15 protein-coding genes are annotated in these 17,214 nt (G+C 40.4%); 8 read left to right on the top strand and 7 right to left on the bottom strand.

Going from position 1 to position 17,214, the window contains the following annotated elements:
- Nucleotides 1-5 precede the first annotated feature (5 nt).
- Genes WA249_RS01465 through cysM form a run of 4 tightly spaced genes read right to left on the bottom strand, consistent with a single transcriptional unit; the run spans nucleotide 6 to nucleotide 5,507 of the window.
- Nucleotides 6-2,312: a RelA/SpoT family protein gene (locus WA249_RS01465; protein ID WP_016139235.1), complete on the bottom strand. Its 2,307-nt coding sequence runs from the start codon at nucleotides 2,310-2,312 to the stop codon at nucleotides 6-8.
- A gap of 30 nt (nucleotides 2,313-2,342) precedes the next feature.
- Nucleotides 2,343-3,734 (bottom strand): 23S rRNA (uracil(1939)-C(5))-methyltransferase RlmD, encoded by a 1,392-nt coding sequence (rlmD, locus tag WA249_RS01460; protein WP_336166088.1) that lies wholly within the window; start codon nucleotides 3,732-3,734, stop codon nucleotides 2,343-2,345.
- 9 nt (nucleotides 3,735-3,743) lie between these two features.
- The gene (locus WA249_RS01455) at nucleotides 3,744-4,562 is read right to left on the bottom strand and encodes a 3'-5' exonuclease (protein ID WP_336166086.1); all 819 of its coding nucleotides are present in this window, start codon (nucleotides 4,560-4,562) and stop codon (nucleotides 3,744-3,746) included.
- A 12-nt stretch (nucleotides 4,563-4,574) separates the two neighbouring features.
- Nucleotides 4,575-5,507 carry a cysteine synthase CysM gene (gene cysM, locus WA249_RS01450; protein WP_005302386.1) on the bottom strand — a complete coding sequence of 311 codons (933 nt, stop codon included), beginning with the start codon at nucleotides 5,505-5,507 and terminating at the stop codon, nucleotides 4,575-4,577.
- Nucleotides 5,508-5,679: 172 nt separating this feature from the next.
- Between cysM and WA249_RS01445 the strand changes: the two genes are divergently transcribed.
- The 6 genes from WA249_RS01445 (at nucleotide 5,680) to WA249_RS01420 (ending at nucleotide 12,585) form a co-directional block, all read left to right on the top strand.
- Nucleotides 5,680-8,487 (top strand): GacS-like sensor histidine kinase, encoded by a 2,808-nt coding sequence (locus WA249_RS01445; RefSeq protein WP_336166083.1) that lies wholly within the window; start codon nucleotides 5,680-5,682, stop codon nucleotides 8,485-8,487.
- Between the two features lie 94 nt (nucleotides 8,488-8,581).
- Nucleotides 8,582-9,370, top strand: coding sequence for a crotonase/enoyl-CoA hydratase family protein (locus tag WA249_RS01440; RefSeq protein WP_336166082.1), 789 nt, complete (start codon nucleotides 8,582-8,584; stop codon nucleotides 9,368-9,370).
- Nucleotides 9,371-9,381: 11 nt separating this feature from the next.
- Nucleotides 9,382-10,251 (top strand): NAD(P)-dependent oxidoreductase, encoded by an 870-nt coding sequence (locus WA249_RS01435; protein WP_336166081.1) that lies wholly within the window; start codon nucleotides 9,382-9,384, stop codon nucleotides 10,249-10,251.
- 13 nt (nucleotides 10,252-10,264) lie between these two features.
- Nucleotides 10,265-11,059 carry a hydroxypyruvate isomerase family protein gene (locus WA249_RS01430; RefSeq protein ID WP_336166078.1) on the top strand — a complete coding sequence of 265 codons (795 nt, stop codon included), beginning with the start codon at nucleotides 10,265-10,267 and terminating at the stop codon, nucleotides 11,057-11,059.
- Between the two features lie 81 nt (nucleotides 11,060-11,140).
- Nucleotides 11,141-11,542, top strand: coding sequence for a ribosome silencing factor (gene rsfS, locus WA249_RS01425; protein WP_336166077.1), 402 nt, complete (start codon nucleotides 11,141-11,143; stop codon nucleotides 11,540-11,542).
- 221 nt (nucleotides 11,543-11,763) lie between these two features.
- Nucleotides 11,764-12,585 (top strand): SDR family NAD(P)-dependent oxidoreductase, encoded by an 822-nt coding sequence (locus WA249_RS01420; protein WP_336166076.1) that lies wholly within the window; start codon nucleotides 11,764-11,766, stop codon nucleotides 12,583-12,585.
- A 63-nt stretch (nucleotides 12,586-12,648) separates the two neighbouring features.
- Here the strand turns inward: WA249_RS01420 and WA249_RS01415 are convergent, their stop codons facing one another.
- The 3 genes from WA249_RS01415 to WA249_RS01405 are packed head-to-tail and all read right to left on the bottom strand — an operon-like array spanning nucleotide 12,649 to nucleotide 15,569.
- Nucleotides 12,649-14,103 (bottom strand): NAD(P)(+) transhydrogenase (Re/Si-specific) subunit beta, encoded by a 1,455-nt coding sequence (locus tag WA249_RS01415; protein WP_336166075.1) that lies wholly within the window; start codon nucleotides 14,101-14,103, stop codon nucleotides 12,649-12,651.
- 12 nt (nucleotides 14,104-14,115) lie between these two features.
- Nucleotides 14,116-14,430 (bottom strand): proton-translocating transhydrogenase family protein, encoded by a 315-nt coding sequence (locus tag WA249_RS01410; protein WP_003654992.1) that lies wholly within the window; start codon nucleotides 14,428-14,430, stop codon nucleotides 14,116-14,118.
- A gap of 11 nt (nucleotides 14,431-14,441) precedes the next feature.
- Complete coding sequence (locus tag WA249_RS01405; protein WP_004641209.1) at nucleotides 14,442-15,569, bottom strand: Re/Si-specific NAD(P)(+) transhydrogenase subunit alpha; 1,128 nt, start codon at nucleotides 15,567-15,569, stop codon at nucleotides 14,442-14,444.
- Nucleotides 15,570-15,808: 239 nt separating this feature from the next.
- Here WA249_RS01405 and WA249_RS01400 point away from each other — a divergent pair, with 239 nt between their 5' ends.
- Nucleotides 15,809-16,735: a DMT family transporter gene (locus tag WA249_RS01400; RefSeq protein WP_336166074.1), complete on the top strand. Its 927-nt coding sequence runs from the start codon at nucleotides 15,809-15,811 to the stop codon at nucleotides 16,733-16,735.
- Nucleotides 16,736-16,802: 67 nt separating this feature from the next.
- Nucleotides 16,803-17,210, top strand: coding sequence for a RidA family protein (locus tag WA249_RS01395; RefSeq protein ID WP_336166073.1), 408 nt, complete (start codon nucleotides 16,803-16,805; stop codon nucleotides 17,208-17,210).
- The last annotated feature ends 4 nt before the right edge of the window (nucleotides 17,211-17,214 follow it).

The raw sequence follows: 17,214 nt of genomic DNA, 5'->3' as shown, positions 1-17,214 counted from the left end.
TTTAGTTAAACACCTTGAATCATGCGTCTTGCGCTAATGATTCCAGGTTGCTGCTCTAAGCGAGCCAATAAACGAGATAGCTGCGCTAATCCTTTCACTTCAATTAACAACTTCATATTGGCAATACCATCTGCCTCAGAAATCGTATTGACCTGACGAATATTGATTTGGTCAGAGAAAATCACTTGAGTTAAGTCTTTAAGCAGACCACGACGATCATATGCTTCAACCACAATTTGAACACTTTGACCACGTGTTGGCTGCATTTCCCAATCGGCTTCAACAGCACGCTCTGGTTCTTGCTTAATCATACGCTGATAGTCTGAACAAATGACTTTGTGGATACTGACACCACGATTCAAAGTAATATATCCAGCGATTGACTCACCATGTACGGGCTGACAGCACTGCGCGATATGCAGCTCTACATTGTCTAAACCATCAATTAAAATTCCATGAGCCGACAACGTATGGCTAGCACGTGGATTTAATGCGGGTTTAAGCACTAGTTCAGGTTCATCCTGATCTAGATGCATTTGACGGTTCACCTGATTAATCAAGGCATGTAAGCTAATATCACCACTTACTAGACTCACCAAAATGTCATCACCCGTTTTCACGTTAAAATGTGATGAATAATCATTTAGGTCGATACTTTTTGGGTGAATCGCTAGACGAGCTAACTCTTTATTAAGAAGTTCACGGCCAACTTCAAGATTTTTACTACGATCTTGCTGTCTAAACCAATGACGCAGCTTGTCACGGGCACGAGAGGTTTTAATATAACCTAAAGAGTTCACCAACCAATCTCTGTTTGGATCACGATCTTTTTTAGTTAAAATCTCAACCTGCTCACCCGTTTTTAAAGTATAGGTTAATGGCACATAGCGCTGGTTAACTCGCGCTGCGTAACACTTATTCCCTACTTCCGTATGCACATGATAAGCAAAATCTAAAACTGTTGAGCCACGTGGCAATTCCTTAATATCACCATCACGACTGAAAACATAAATCTTCTCAAAGCCTTCAAAATCTTGTAGTTGATCAAAGCCTTCCGTTTCATCTTCGTTTTGATGTACTGTCGTGTCATTGCGTTCTTGGTAGTGTTCTAGAACGGCACGCAATGAATGCAAACGATGGTTAAAGGAATGGTCTGTATTCTTTGAACCTTCTTTATAGTTAAAGTGCGAACATACGCCTAATTCTGCTTCGTCATGCATCTCATGAGTACGAATTTGTACTTCAAGCGATTTATTCTCAGCAATTACAGCCGTATGCAATGAGCGATAACCATTTGCTTTCGGGTTGGTAATATAGTCATCAAACTGATGCGGAATATGACGCCAGATTTGATGAACGATACCCAAAGAGTGGTAACACTCAGGAACACTATTGACCAATACACGCAAGGCACGAATATCGTAAAGCTGATCAAAACTCAGGTTTTTGCTTTTCATTTTTCGATAAATCGAATAAATGTGCTTTGCTCGACCTGTGATTTCTGACTCGATTCCGTAAGATGCTAACTCATTTTTTAAACGGTCGATCACGAACTGAATATAGTGTTCACGCTCTAAACGTTTTTCATTCAGTAATGATGCAATTTCTTTATAACGATCTGGAGCCAAATAGCGAAAAGCGAGATCTTCAAGTTCCCATTTAAGCTGAGCAATACCGAGTCGATGTGCCAATGGCGAATAAATAGTAAGAATTTCACGTGCTACGCGTTCTTGACGTTCACGAGATGAATTTGCAAGCTCTCGTAAAGAATAGGTACGTTCAGCAAGTTTAATTAAAACAACACGAACATCTTCGGTAACCGAAATCAGCATTTTATAAATGCCACTTAAATGTTCTCGTTGATTGTTATTAAAGTGGTCTTCTAACCGTTTATTTTTCTCAATGAGTTCCGAGAGCTTACCCATTGCCAAAGCGCCTTTGACAAGGTTATAGACTTGATCTCCAAATTTCTTTTTTACTTCTTCTATATCAGTAATGTCTTCACGCACACTACGATAGAGCATGGCTGCCGATAGAGTATCTTCGTCTACATGGAGATGTGCCAAAATATCGGCCATTCCAACGCCAGTAGCGAAAGTATTGGACCGATGATTAACCGTTGAGTCTAACTCTTTTTGCAGGGTTAAATGAGCAACCTGCTCAAGCTGTTCAAGCTTCGCCCCATCTAATATTTCACGCACCCGATCCAACCATGAGGCTAAACCGATTTGCGTTTCGGCGGCATGCTCTACAGTCGTTTCCTCGGACAACTCTGTTAGTTGTTCAGGTAACTGTTCACGTACTGTGACCATACCATTCTCCTCAATATGTAACTCATGTTTTTAATCGTTTATCTCTTGAATTTTTTCAAATAGTGCAATGGATTCAACATGTTCTGTGTGCGTAAACATGTCCATCACAGCTGCTTTTTTTAACTGGTAACCATGTTGGACCAAAACACCCGCATCCCTTGCCAGTGTAGCTGGATTACATGATACATAAACGATTCTTTTTGCTCCAAAATTTGATACATACTGCATAATTTCATATGCACCAGCACGAGGAGGATCAATCAATAATGCATCAAATCCTTGATTTGCCCAAGAATGATGCGAAAAATCTTTTGTTAAATCTTGTGAAAAGAAGGTTGCCTGCACCAAACTATTGCTTTTTGCATTAGCTGTTGCGCGCTGAACCATATCTTCACTCCCTTCCACACCAACAACCTGACCACTCTCTCCAACACATCGTGCTAACGGGAGCGAAAAGTTGCCTAAACCACTAAATAGATCAAGTACTTTTTCACCTGGTTGCAATTGAAGCAATTCACATGCCAATTGAACCATTTGTTCATTTACTGTGGCATTGACCTGAGTAAAATCCAATGGCGAAAAAGCAAAATTTACATCAAATCGCTCTAAGGCATAGTGTAAACGTAAAGCACCTTTTTCATCATCAATACGATGAATACTTTCAGGTCCCTTAGGCTGTAAATACAACTGCCACCCTTTGTCTAACGCAAATTGCTTTAATTGGTTGACATCAGAATTGTTTAATTTTTCTACATGACGAACCAATAAAGAAATTTCTTGATCACCTTTTGCTAATTCTACATGACCTATATGCGCTTTGCCTTTTAGACTTTGGAGTAAAATACGCAGCTCAGGCAAGCTATCTGATAGTTTTTTATCCAAAACACTACAAGTGTGGATAGAAGTTAGTCGATTACTATGATGTTCACGAAACCCCATAATTAAGCGATCTGGCTTTGGCAGATAGCGCACCCCTATTCGAGCACGACGACGATAATCTGTTTGTAAAGATCGAATTGGCTCAAGCCACTGTTCAGGTTGAATGCCTGCAAAGTGCTGTAGATGCGATTGGAGCACACTTTGCTTTAAGCGGATTTGTTCATCAGGATGGATATGCTGCATGCTACAGCCACCGCAAATTCCATAATGAGGGCAAATTGCATCTATACGATGAGTTGACGGCTCTCCTAACAACTGCACCATCTCGGCTTCTTCAAGACGCTTCGCTTGATGGGTAATCTGAGCCTTTACAGTTTCTCCGGGCAATGCATAACGAATAAACACTTTTTTGCCATGCTTATCTGCTGGATGATCAGGATGAGAACCATAATGCGCAATTCCTCGCCCCTCATGAGAAAGTGTTTCAACTTGAAAAATGTATTCAGGTTGTTGAGGCTTGCGAGATTTGGCTTGTTGTTTCAAAGGATGAACCTAAAAATCTGAAGAATTAAAATAGTGTGAAGTAAATTCACTATGTTTTGAGGTACGTTCCCATACTTCAAGAAAATCTGCTTGCTGAGGAATATTTCTCAAATAATCAATACTAGAATTTACCCAATCATTATGCTCATCTACTGTTAATTGTCCTTTTAATAACAACCAACGTACATAGACAAACCATGTATTGAGTACATCCCCTTCGCAATAGCTAGTCAATTTTAACCACTGCTGATTACGAACATATTCTGGTACATGATAACCCGATTCACCGCGTTTGCCCGGCAAACCTAAAATGCAGGCAATATCATCCAGCTTTTGAAAATTACGCCCATTAAACATTGCCATCACGTCCATTAAATCAATGTGGCGATGGTGATAACGGTTTTGGTAATTATTAAAACGCTTCTGGCTATCAATCTCACCTTGATCAAACAAACCCGGAGCAGAAAGCCCATGATACATCGCGCGAAACAGAATAACGGGTAAATCAAATTGTGAGCCGTTCCAACTCACTAAATTCGGATGACGCTTATCAAAAATTGACAAGAACTTTTGCAAAATCTCAGCTTCAGAATATTGTTCACGACTAAAAGAAAACAATCTGAAACCAGACTCATCAATCCATAGACCAGAAATACAAACAATTTCATGCAACGGTAAGCGCTGAAAATCCATGCCTGATTCTTGACGACGGAGTTTAGTCAATGCTTGTTCTACATCAGCCTCTGGCAAATCAAGATGATATAAATGCGCTCCCGCTTTTAAATCAGTTAAAGTTTCAATATCAAAAACTAAGGTTGGGAAACGCATTATTTCTCTCAATTATGAGTTGTCGTCCTGTACTGAAAACAATCCTGTAGACAAGTAGCGGTCGCCACGGTCACAGATAATGCAAACAATAACAGCATCTGGATTTTCTTCTGCAATCTTGATGGATGCCCATACCGCACCGCCTGAAGATGTCCCCGCACTAATACCTTCCATGCGTGCTAATTTACGCATGGTTTTTTCAGCATCAATTTGTGGAATATCAATAGTACGATCCACACGGCTACTATCAAAAATAGTAGGTAAATATTCTTTTGGCCAACGGCGAATACCAGCAATGCTTGATCCATCTGCTGGTTGCAAACCAATAATTTGAATATCTGGGTTTTGTTCTTTTAAATATTTAGAAACACCCATGATGGTACCAGTCGTACCCATTGAGCTTACAAAATGGGTGATTTTCCCACCTGTTTGTTTCCAAATTTCAGGACCAGTTGTTAAGTAATGGGCTTCAACATTATCAGGATTACCAAACTGATTTAAAACGTGCCCTTTGCCTTCTTTTTCCATTTGCAAAGCTAAATCACGTGCACCTTCCATACCTTGCTGCGGTGTTACTTCAATCAGCTCTGCGCCATAAGCCAGCATCGCATCTTTACGTTCCTGACTCATGTTGTTCGGCATAATAAGTTTCATTTTATAGCCACGCATTGCAGCAACCATTGCCAAAGCAATACCTGTGTTCCCACTGGTTGCCTCAATCAAGGTGTCGCCTGGCTTAATTTGACCACGTTTTTCTGCCTGCATAATCATGTTATATGCAGGACGGTCTTTTACAGAACCTGCCGGATTATTACCTTCTAATTTTGCTAAAACCGTCGCTTGCGTATGAGAAGCTAATCGCTGCAAACGAACTAGAGGTGTCTTACCTACATAGTGATCTAACAAAAATTCGTCGGCTAAAAAGTCAGGTTGTGTATTACTCATGATCAATACCTATATCGAGGTGCGCCTATTGTATGAAAAAATGCTCGGTACTGCACCCATTTCAATATGCTTTTTCATGAAAGCGATTAAAGCTCGGTCATTTATAAAATGCCGTCTGTTTTAAAATAAAGCGTGATAAGATGCCGTACAGAGAGATAAATCTGATGTAGCCATGTCTAATTTCAATAAAACCATATCGAAACGCTTACGTCTGAATCATGCATATGGGCAATTGATTGCTCTAATTTTTGTGCCGATTATGATTTTAACAGGAGTCGGTGCTTTTCTGGTTTTAACTGAAACATCACATTCGGTAAAACAACAACAGCTACATCACGCCTCAGCGATTCTAGCTCGCTACAATCAAATTTCGAAAGATCTATATACGCTAGTCGAACTACAGCCCGATGAATACGATCATGCCCAGCACATCATGCAAAGCATGTTTAGCGAAAAAAATCTTAAGCGCGCGGTACTTATCGATAACAACGGACAGACTTATTTAAGTATTGGTTATCGTGATAATCGTTATTGGCCGAGCTTTCCCAATAGTAATAATTTTTTTGGTCCAATCTCTTATAACCACAACAATATTTATGGACTACAGATTAGTAATAAAGCTGGAAAAGCGCCTGTCTGGTTAGTGATTGAAATGGATAACCAGCCTTTAGAGTTGGCACGTTATCGTATTATGATTGCTCTCGTCATTACTGGATTAATGACCCTACTATTACTTTTACTTTGCTTAAATTTTTATTCTCGTCGCTGGATTGCGCCGATGTATGAAATTCGCATGCAGTTACAACGTCTAAATGCAGATACTCTAGATCAGCACCTCGTCATTAACAGTACTGGAGAGCTACGCTTACTACAACGCGATATTGCAAATGTTGTTAAGCGATTGCACTTTAGCTTTCTAGAATTAAAAGAACACACTGAACAAACAGAAGAAGACTTACGCAGAACACTAGATACCCTAGAAGTCCAAAACATTACCTATCGTCAAGCACGTGACCAAGCGATTTCATCAAACCAAGCAAAGTCAGTTTTCCTTGCCAATATTAGTCATGAGCTTCGAACACCTCTCAACAGTATTGATGGCTTTATTCATTTATTGCTTCGTCAACAAAATTTAAATAACGAACAAAATCTTTATTTACAAACCATTCGCAAGTCATCTGCCCATCTATTGGCATTAATTAACGATGTATTAGATTTCTCGAAAATTGATGCGGGTAAGCTAGAACTAGAAACAGCACCTTTTGATTTAGAAGAAGCCATTTTTGATGTCATGGATATGCTATCTCCACTAGCCGCTCAAAAACATATCGCCATGGCTTTTTACTATGCGGACAACATTCCACAGCAAGTGATTGGTGATGCTTTACGCTTCAAACAAATTCTGACCAACTTAATTTCTAATGCAATCAAGTTCACTCCAGATGGTGAAATTATTGTTCGTGTTCGTATGGAACATGATGATATTGGGCAATGTCTGCTTCATTTCAGTGTTCAAGATAGTGGTATTGGTTTAAGTGGCACAGACCGTAAAAAACTATTTGAATCATTCTCGCAAGGCGATGCTTCAGTTACACGTCAATTTGGTGGTACAGGTTTAGGTTTAGCTATTTCTAAACAGCTTGTTCATCTCATGCATGGTCAAATTGGCTTTGAAGATAACCAAGAACGTGCTCCAACAGAAAAAGGCTCAACCTTCTGGTTTACCGCACAATTTGTGGTAGATGAAGATTACGAAATCGAACACCCGCACTTTGAACATTTACAAGTGGTGTCTTATCTTGCACACCCTGCTACAGCAAGTGTTTTACGTTACTATCTTGAAAACTACCATGTTCCTCATATCGAAACACAATCGATTCTGGACTTATTTAGTCGCTTAAAACATCTTGATCAGAAAGATAATACATGGCTCATTGTTGATCATAGCGGTGATACAGAAGCATTATTAAAAGAAATCCGTAGCCGTTATCAAGGCAATTTAGCCGTCTATGGCTATCAAATGACGCTTGAGCCAAACATGCTCAATGAATACCGTGCTCGCCCTCTCTATCAACCATTAAGTCGAAGCGGACTCATTCAATTATTAAATGATCAACCTATTTTTGAAGAGGAACAACAAGACTTTAATGGTCAGGGTCTACACATTCTCGCAGTGGATGACCACCTCCCTAACTTGATTGTTTTAGAAGCCTTACTCGGTGAACTCAATGTTAAAACAACTAAAGCACTCAGTGGCCAAGAAGCTCTTAACCTAATCCAAGAGCGAATTGATCAGAAGCTTAAACCTTTTGATTTAGTGTTTATGGATATTCAAATGCCTGTCATGTCAGGCATTGATACCACTCGTGCTATTCGTTCTTTAGAGTCAACGTTAGACGGAGAAATGCAATTACCAATTATTGCGCTAACCGCCCATGCACTAGCTGATGAAAAACAAAAACTCCTTAAAGTAGGCATGAATGATTATGTCACTAAGCCAATTCAAATGGAGCAAATCATCCAGATCTTAACGCAATGGACTAAAAACAACTTTACAGCAAAAGCCTTAGATAAAGATCACCATGTCGTTGCAGAAGCTTTAGACCCACAAATTTTAAACTGGCAACAAAGTTTGCAACTTGCAGCAAATAAAGAAGACTTAGCGCAAGATCTACTTAAAATGTTAGTTGATAGTTTTCCAACTGAGTTAGACGAAATGCGTCAGCTCATTGAGCTTGAAGACTTCCCTCAACTTGAGCATGTTTTACATCGCCTCTATGGTGCTACTCGCTATGTAGGCGCCCCAAAACTACAACAAGTGACTGGGGACTTTGAGCAATTTATTTCAACACTACGCAAAGAACGCCGTATAGCAGATGAAGGATTCATTGCAGAAGTTATGCAACGCTTTGATGAGTTAGGCCTTGTGGTTAAAGAAGTAGAAAGTGCCGCTCTCCAGATCTTGGTAATCCCTGACTAACATATCTATCAAAGAGGTATGACTGGGCTGTCATGTTTCCAAATTACAGCCATGTTATGCTCCGTTCATCTATAAAAAAAGAAGCGGGAATCTCATGGCACTCTTACGTATTGAAAAAAATAATGGCATTGCAACGGTATATTTAAACCGTCCAGACAAACGCAATGCGATGAGTTTTGCCTTATTAAAAGAGTTAGTTTCAACTGCAAAAGCAATTAAAAAGGATAGAGATATTCGCTGCGTTATTTTGACAGGCGAAGGAAATGTGTTTAGTGCCGGAATTGACTTATCCGACCTAAACAATCCGAAAAACTCTGCTTTTGCCATTTGGGAACTTGTAAAACCCGGACAAAGCCTTTTTCAAAAAGCATTTCTGACTTGGCAGAATTTACCTGTACCAGTTATTGCAGCATTAGAAGGATATTGTTTCGGCGCGGGTATGCAACTCGCCTTGGCTTCCGATATTCGAATCTCACATCCAGAAACAAAAATGTCGATTATGGAAAGCCGTTGGGGTTTAGTCCCAGATATGGGACTTACGCGCTCATTAAAAGGTTTAATTAGCGTTGACCTTGCAAAAGAGCTCACCTTAACTGCCCGTGTTTTTGATGGGAATTATGCAAAAGAAATTGGTCTTGTAACTCATTTAAGTGACTCTCCTTTAGAGAAAGCACATGAGATTGCATCTGAAATGTTGCAGCGCTCACCTGATGCCCTCACTGCGGCAAAACGTGTACTTGACGCAATGGAACATCAACCAGAAAAATCATTACGTCTAGAAAAAATCTGGCAACTTAAATTATTACTTGGTAAAAATAGCAAACTTGCTCGTAAAAAAGACAAACATCCGGAAGTTAATTTTTTACCACGCCAATATAAATAAGAGCTTAGATTATGAATTTTGATCGCAACACCCCTATTGCTTTTTTAGGTATGGGGCTTATGGGAAGTCGGATGGCAACCCGCCTTATTCAAGCTGGCTTTCAAGTTGCGGTTTGGAATCGAACCTTCTCTGCATGTGAAGGACTGATTGATATGGGTGCACAAGCTTTAGAACTTTCAAATATTGGTGAGTATCCCGTTATTTTAACCTGTCTAGCAGATGACAAAGCTGTAGAGGCCGTATTTGAACAAATTCAGCCTCACTTAAAAGCTGAGCAGGTTATTGTTGATTTCTCGAGCTTATCTGTTGCTGCAACGAAAATACTTGCCCAAGTAGCTGCCACACATCAAATAACATGGATTGATTCACCCGTATCCGGTGGAACAGCTGGAGCAGAGCAAGGCACACTTGTCATTTTTGCAGGCGGTAATGCTCAAACGATTACAGAACTAACGCCTGTTTATAATGTTTTATCTCAACGTGTGACTCGAATGGGAGATACAGGAACAGGCCAAGCTACCAAAATTTGCAACCAACTGATTGTTGCAGCCAACAGTGCCCTGATTGCAGAAGCTGTTGCACTTGCAGACCGAGCTGGTGTAGATACGACTTTACTCGCTCCAGCATTAGCGGGTGGATTTGCAGACTCGAAACCCTTTCAAATTCTAACTCCACGTATGGCAACTCATACCTTTGAACCAATTCAGTGGAAAGTTCAAACATTATCTAAGGATCTTAACAACGCAGTAACATTGGCTCACAATGTTAATTTAGACATCCCAGTTGCACAAAAAGCTCTATTACAGCTACAAACTCACCAAAAAAATGGCTTTGCTGAGAAAGATTTAGCTACTATGATTCAATTAATAGAGCAAAAATAAACGGAGTTTGAGTATGGGTCGTCTTGCAGTCAATTTATCCATGATTTTTACCGAAGTTCCTTTAATCGAACGCTTTGCTCTGGCCCATGCACAGGGCTTTGAATATGTAGAAATTCAATTTCCTTATGAATTGACTATTTCAGATATTCAAACTCAACTCGAACACTACAACCTTAGCCTCTGCCTAATCAATGTGCCTGCGGGTGATCTTATGCAAGGCGGAAATGGTTTAGCTGGCATACCCGGTCAAGAAATAGCTTTCCGTGAAGCGTTAGAGTTAGCCATTAGCTACGCTACCGCTTTAAAAGTTCCTCGTGTTAATATTTTAGCTGGCAAACAACCGCTCGATGCTGACTTACTTCCTTGTTTAAAAACCTTAGCCGCTAATTTAAAACTTGCCTGCAACTTACTCAGTGAACACGATATAGAACCCGTTTTTGAAATGATTAACGGTACCGATATGCCCCGCTTTTTAGTACAAAATATTGCGCAAGCACAAGAAATGCTAGAAGCAGTCAACGACCCTATTCTAAAAATGCAATATGATTGCTATCACATGGCAATGATGGGCGAAGATATACTTGAGGGGTTGCAAGAAAATATTAATTCAATTGGACACATTCAATTTGCGGATTGTCCGGGCCGTCATGAGCCAGATACAGCTCAAATTCCTTATGAACAAATTTTTTCTTGGCTCAAGCAAAGTTCTTATCAAAACTATATTGCAGCAGAATATAAACCTGAAAATACTTCAAATCAGTCATTTACTTGGAAGAAAAAGTATTTTTCCGATGATGTAAATATATAAACTGTTACGAGTTCTGTTTGAAATTTAGTGCGAAAACGACTATATTAGATAGTGAGTAATTGTCAGGAAAATATACCCTATATGAATTTAGAACCATCGCCCAGCGTGTCTAATTCTCACGATTTCGCAATGAATGCCTCAAATAAAGACGTACAAACTTGTCTCGAAGTCGTTCATGACGCTTTAGTTGATGTAAAAGCAAAAGATATTCTCCAGTTAGATGTTAGCTCAATTAGCAATGTCGCTGATGCTATCGTAATTGCGAGCGGCACCTCTACTCGTCATGTGAAAGCACTCGCAGACAATGTTGCAGAAGAAGCTCGAAAAGCCGGTTTCCGCCCGATTGGCGTTGAAGGTGAACGAGATGCAGAATGGATCTTGATTGATCTCGGCTTTGTTGTAGTACATGTGATGCTACCAACAGCTCGTAAATTCTACGATTTAGAAAGCTTATGGCGTACCGCTCCAGAGTCGGTTGCTTAAAATTTTGCTTTTAAAAAAAGCGGCTCTTTTGAGCCGCTTTTTTATTTATCTGTTAACCATATTAACAGCTCTCAAATAACACCCTCAAATACCTCAATACCTACTGCAAACAGTCAGTCATCAGCCACTTCTAAATTTGACATGACAAATTGTCAGATTTACAGCAATATACAAACTCTTGAAGTCCCCCACCAATAAATAGCATAACTGGAGTACAGAAAGTGAAGGTATTAATTACAGGCGCCAACACAGGTATTGGTTTTGCCACAGCAGAACAACTCGTTAAACAAGGGCAACATGTCATTTTAGCGTGCCGAAATCCAGGAAAAGCCCAAGATGCACAAAACAAACTACGTTCACTCAACCAAGGCCAAGTCGATTTAGTTTCCCTTGATTTAAACAGCCTTGAGTTAACCCAGAAAGCAGCAGATGAAATTGCCGATCGCTATGGCAGCCTTGATGTACTCATTAACAATGCAGGGTTATTTGCCAAAACCAAACAAATAACTGTTGATGGTTTCGAGCAGCAATTTGGCGTTAATTATTTAGGGCATTTTTTACTAACTCAAAAATTACTTCCAGTTTTACAACAATCTCCGCAAGCACGGATTATTCATCTCGCATCCATCGCACACTGGGTGGGCTCCATTAAACCCAACAAGTTTCGAGCAGAAGGTTTTTACAATCCCCTGTTCTATTATGGGCAATCGAAGCTTGCGAATTTACTGTTCAGCAACGCCTTAGCAGAACAGCTAGCAAGCAGTTCTATTACCAACAATGCATTGCATCCGGGTGGTGTCGCTTCTGATATTTATCGTGACTTACCAAAACCAGTTTATGCTGCCATGAAATTAGGATTAGTTCCCACTTCAGTTCCAGCAAAACTCATTACAGAAATGGCAACTGGCGATGCATGGCAAAACCGTAATGGTGAATATGTCAGTGCACACATGCCAGACTGGAAATCTTCACATGCCAAAAACCCGCAACTGGCACGCGACCTCTATCAACAATCACTAAACCTTGTAGAAAAATTTCTTTAAACAAATAAGCCAAATAAAAAAAGCCACCCGAGGGTGGCTTTTGCAATCCTGATTGAGGTCAGATTAGTGACCACCACCATTGATTGCTTTTGTCATATCTTCCACAACTTTCTTCGCATCACCAAAGATCATCATGGTTTTTTCGTTATAGAACAAATCATTGTCTAGACCTGCGTAACCTGTAGCCATAGAACGCTTAATCACCATGATTGTACGCGCTTTATGTGCTTCAAGAATCGGCATGCCATAAATCGGTGAAGTTGGATCATCTTTTGCAGCAGGGTTTACTACGTCATTTGCACCAATTACAAGCACCACATCAGTTGCAGGGAAGTCTGAGTTAATCTCATCCATTTCCAAGATATCTTCATATGCTACGTCTGCTTCAGCGAGTAATACGTTCATATGACCTGGCATACGACCAGCAACTGGATGGATCGCAAAACGAACCCGAACACCTTGCTCTTTTAGAATTTCACACAATTCTTTTACAGCATTTTGTGCACGACCTTGCGCCATACCATAACCAGGTACAATCACAACGCTATCTGCATTTGACATCAAGAAACCAGCATCATCAGCAGAACCAGAACGATGGTTACGCTGAACTTGCTCACCTTTGGCAGCAGTAGCAACCGCTGCACCACCCATTGCACCACCAAACAATACATTGATGATTGAACGGTTCATTGCTTTACACATGATGTACGACAGAATCGCACCAGATGAACCCACGAGAGAACCCGCAACGATCAACATGTTGTTTTCAAGTGTAAAACCAATACCTGCCGCAGCCCAACCCGAGAATGAGTTAAGAAGCGAAACTACTACAGGCATATCACCACCACCGACTGGTGCAATCCACACCCAGCCAAATGCAAGTGCAAGAGCTGTCATTGCCCAGAAAGCAGTCATGTTGCCAGTCGTGAAGAAGTAAAAACCACAAGCCAACATCGCAATAAAGATAAGCGCTTGAACAGGTTTAACCCATGCACCAGAAATTGTTTTCGCCCATTTTTTCGCAGCCAATTTACCGTACGCAAACACAGACGCAGTAAAGGTAATCGCACCAACGAAACAACCAACAAACAATTCAAATAAGTGAACTTTGCTCATGTGCACATGTTGTACACCAGCTGCCGTTAAAGCCGCCTCATTTTGAGCGAACAATTCAGTAAGTTGGTTGTTATGTAAAATTGCAGCAATTGCAATTAAAACAGCAGCCAAACCAACTAACGAGTGCATAAGCGCAACAGTTTCTGGCATTTGCGTCATTGGTACAGTACGAGCACGTGCAATACCTACGATTGCACCAAGCACCATTGCCCCAACAATCATCCAGATCACTGGATTATTCGCAACAAAGAAAGTCGTTACAACTGCAATCGCCATCGCGATCATACCGTAACGGTTACCTTGAATTGCTGTTTTAGGGCCAGACAAACCACGAAGCGTCAAGATAAAGAGGATTGCGCCAACAAGGTACAACCAATTTGCGTTTGCTTGAATAAATTCCATGTCAAAGCCCTCTTATTTCTTTTGCTTAGGCTTGAACATTTCCAACATGCGTGCAGTTACTGCAAAGCCGCCGAAAATATTAATGCTTGCCAAAAATACCGCAATCGCACCCAGTACGCTCACCACATTCACACTTTGAAATGCAACGTTAGCATCTACACCCAAAATAGGTAGACCCACAGTTTGCAACATCGCACCCACCACAATAATAGATGACAATGCATTGGTTACAGCCATAAGTGGCGTATGTAAAGCTGGTGTAACACCCCAAACTACGTAATAACCTACGAAGATGGCAAGGACGAAAATTGTAATAGTTTCAACCATGAGAAATCTCCTTAACCACGCTTAAGCAGTACTTGACCGCCATGAGTGACCAATAGGGCTTTTTGGATTTCGTCTTCCTGATTAATCGCAAAGTTTTTCTCTTTGTCGAATAAAGTCTCTACGAAATTGAAAACGTTACGTGCATATAGTGCAGAAGCTTCTGTCGCTACAGTGGCTGGAATATTTGGAACACCCAAAATTTTCACGCCATTTTCTGTAAACACAGTCTCGCCCACTTTAGAGCCTTCAACGTTACCACCAGTTTCAACAGCCATATCTAAAATGACAGAGCCGGGTTTCATCTTGGCAACAGTTTCAGCCTTAATCAGACGTGGTGCATCACGACCTGGCAATAACGCAGTAGTAATCACGATGTCAGCGTTAGAAACAGCCTTGTCAACAATCGCCGCTTGGTCTTTGATGTATTGCTCACCTGGCATCCATCCATAACCATTTTTAGCGGCATCTGCTGCACGTTGTTGCTCTTCTTCAGACATTGGTACGTCTAACCACTTACCACCTAAAGATTCAACCTGATCTTTTGCTGTAGGACGTAAATCGGTCGCCTCAACAATTGCGCCTAAACGCTTTGCTGTTGCAATTGCCTGAAGACCTGCAACGCCCACCCCCATAATCACAACACGAGCAGGTTTTACCGTACCAGCAGCAGTCATAAGCATTGGGAACATGCGCTGATATTCAGCAGCAGCAAGCAACACTGATTTATAACCAGAAAGGTTTGCCTGAGAAGACAATACGTCCATGTTCTGCGCACGAGAAAGCGTACGAGGAAGCAATTCCAGAGCAAAAGCAGAAACTTGCTGATTCGCAAACTGATCTAGCTCGGTATTACGATAAGGATCAAACATTGCTACAACAGCAGTATTTGCTGGAAGTTTTTGAATTTCCCCGCCTTGTGGAGCGCGAACTTTCAAAATAATTTGACTACCCGTATAGGCATCATCCGTAATGGTTGCACCGACCTGTTCATAAGCACTGTCAATGTACGCGGCCTTTACACCAGCACCACGTTCAATTACAACGCTATGACCAGCGCTAATCAACTTCTTTACTGTCTCTGGCGTAGCAGCTACACGATTTTCACCGACGACAGTTTCGGTTGGGATTCCGATCTGCATGAGCGTTCCTCAAGCTAATTTCTCATTGTCAAAAACATTGCTAAGCTGCAATGTTTCCCCCATGTGTATTCTTTGTACAGAATTTGGATTCTAATTGAACTTTTTTAAAATACCACCCAATATTTATTTAATAAATACCCATATTTTGAACTGATGATTCACGATATTTGATTTGAGGTGTAATATAGGAAGATTTTTCTTTTTTTGCAGACAATAGTCTCTCTTATACAGTCTTGTATATGAAAATTTCGTTTTCTTCGTTTCAAATCGGGTCTTTTTTTGCTCTTTGCTCTGCTTTTCTATTCAGTACAAAAGCAATCTTTATTAAACAGACTTATGCCCTTTCTCCATTAGTAGACGCTACAGTCCTGATGGCTTTACGCATGTTAAGCGCTTTACCGTTCTTTCTACTTATTTGTTGGTTTAACAGGCATCATAATAAGGGCATAAAAAAGAAGGATTGGCTAATTTTAATTTTTGCCGGTCTATTAGGCTACTACTTTGCAAGTTGGCTCGATTTTATGGGTCTCATGTTTATTAGTGCCTCTCTAGAACGAATTATTCTATTTTTATATCCCACGCTTACCGTCATCGTCTCAAGTCTGCTATACAAACAAAAATTAGATGCAAAAAGTTTATTTGCCATTTTTCTTAGTTATGGTGGAACCGTGTTGGTCATGCTGCAAGAGCACAACAACGCACCAATTCAGGGCAACTTCTGGCTAGGTACAAGTTTAGTATTTGCAGGTGCAGTGGCTTTTGCGGGCTATTTATTATTAACCCCACCACTCATTAAGAAATTTGGTTCTTGGAATTTCACAGGTTTAGCCTTAACTGTAGCTTGTATCGGTACATTAACGCACTATGTATTAAGCACCCCTCAGCCTATTCAACTTCTATTACAACTCCCCTCTAATGTAATTTGGTACGGCGTCGGACTTGGCTTTTTGGTCACTGTTTTACCTACCGTTATGCTCATGCAAAGTATTGAGCGACTTGGCGCCTCTCAATCTGCCATGATTGCTTCAATCGGACCTGTTTTAACGATTTTGCTCGCGGTTACTTTTTTAAATGAACATCTCAATATGTGGCAATGGCTAGGCTGTATTTTAAATATTGCAGGTGTCATGATAATTACCCTCAGAAAGAAAAGATTAAAATACTAATTTCTCTTGACCTCAACTTAAGTTGAGGTTGGATACTCATCTAAATTTTAATGAACGGTTGAGTTCCATGAACAAAGAAACTTTTAAAATAATAAATCCATCAACTTTATATGACCCTACCCCAAATGCTTATAGTCATGTGGCTGTAGTAGAAAATTTTAAAAAGATTATTCATATTGCAGGTCAAGGAGGCGAAAACTCAAAAGGTGAATTAAGCCCAAATTTTGAAGAACAAGCAGCCCAAACTTTTGATAACATTCAACATGCTTTAAAAGCTGCTAATGCAGAGCTTAGTAACATTGCGGTATTAAGAGTTTTAGTTGTTGATCATTCGGTCGAAAAACATCAAATTTTGATTAAAATTATGCAAAATTTATGGAAAAATCATCCTTTTCCAGCCTGTACACTCATTCCTGTACCACGCCTTGCATTAGAGCAGATGCTCATTGAAGTCGAAGCAACCGCGTACACCTAATAAA

It is taken from the genome of Acinetobacter sp. 161(2023), assembly GCF_037027805.1.
Taxonomy (GTDB): Bacteria; Pseudomonadota; Gammaproteobacteria; order Pseudomonadales; family Moraxellaceae; genus Acinetobacter.
This window is presented reverse-complemented; position numbering and strand designations above follow the sequence as displayed.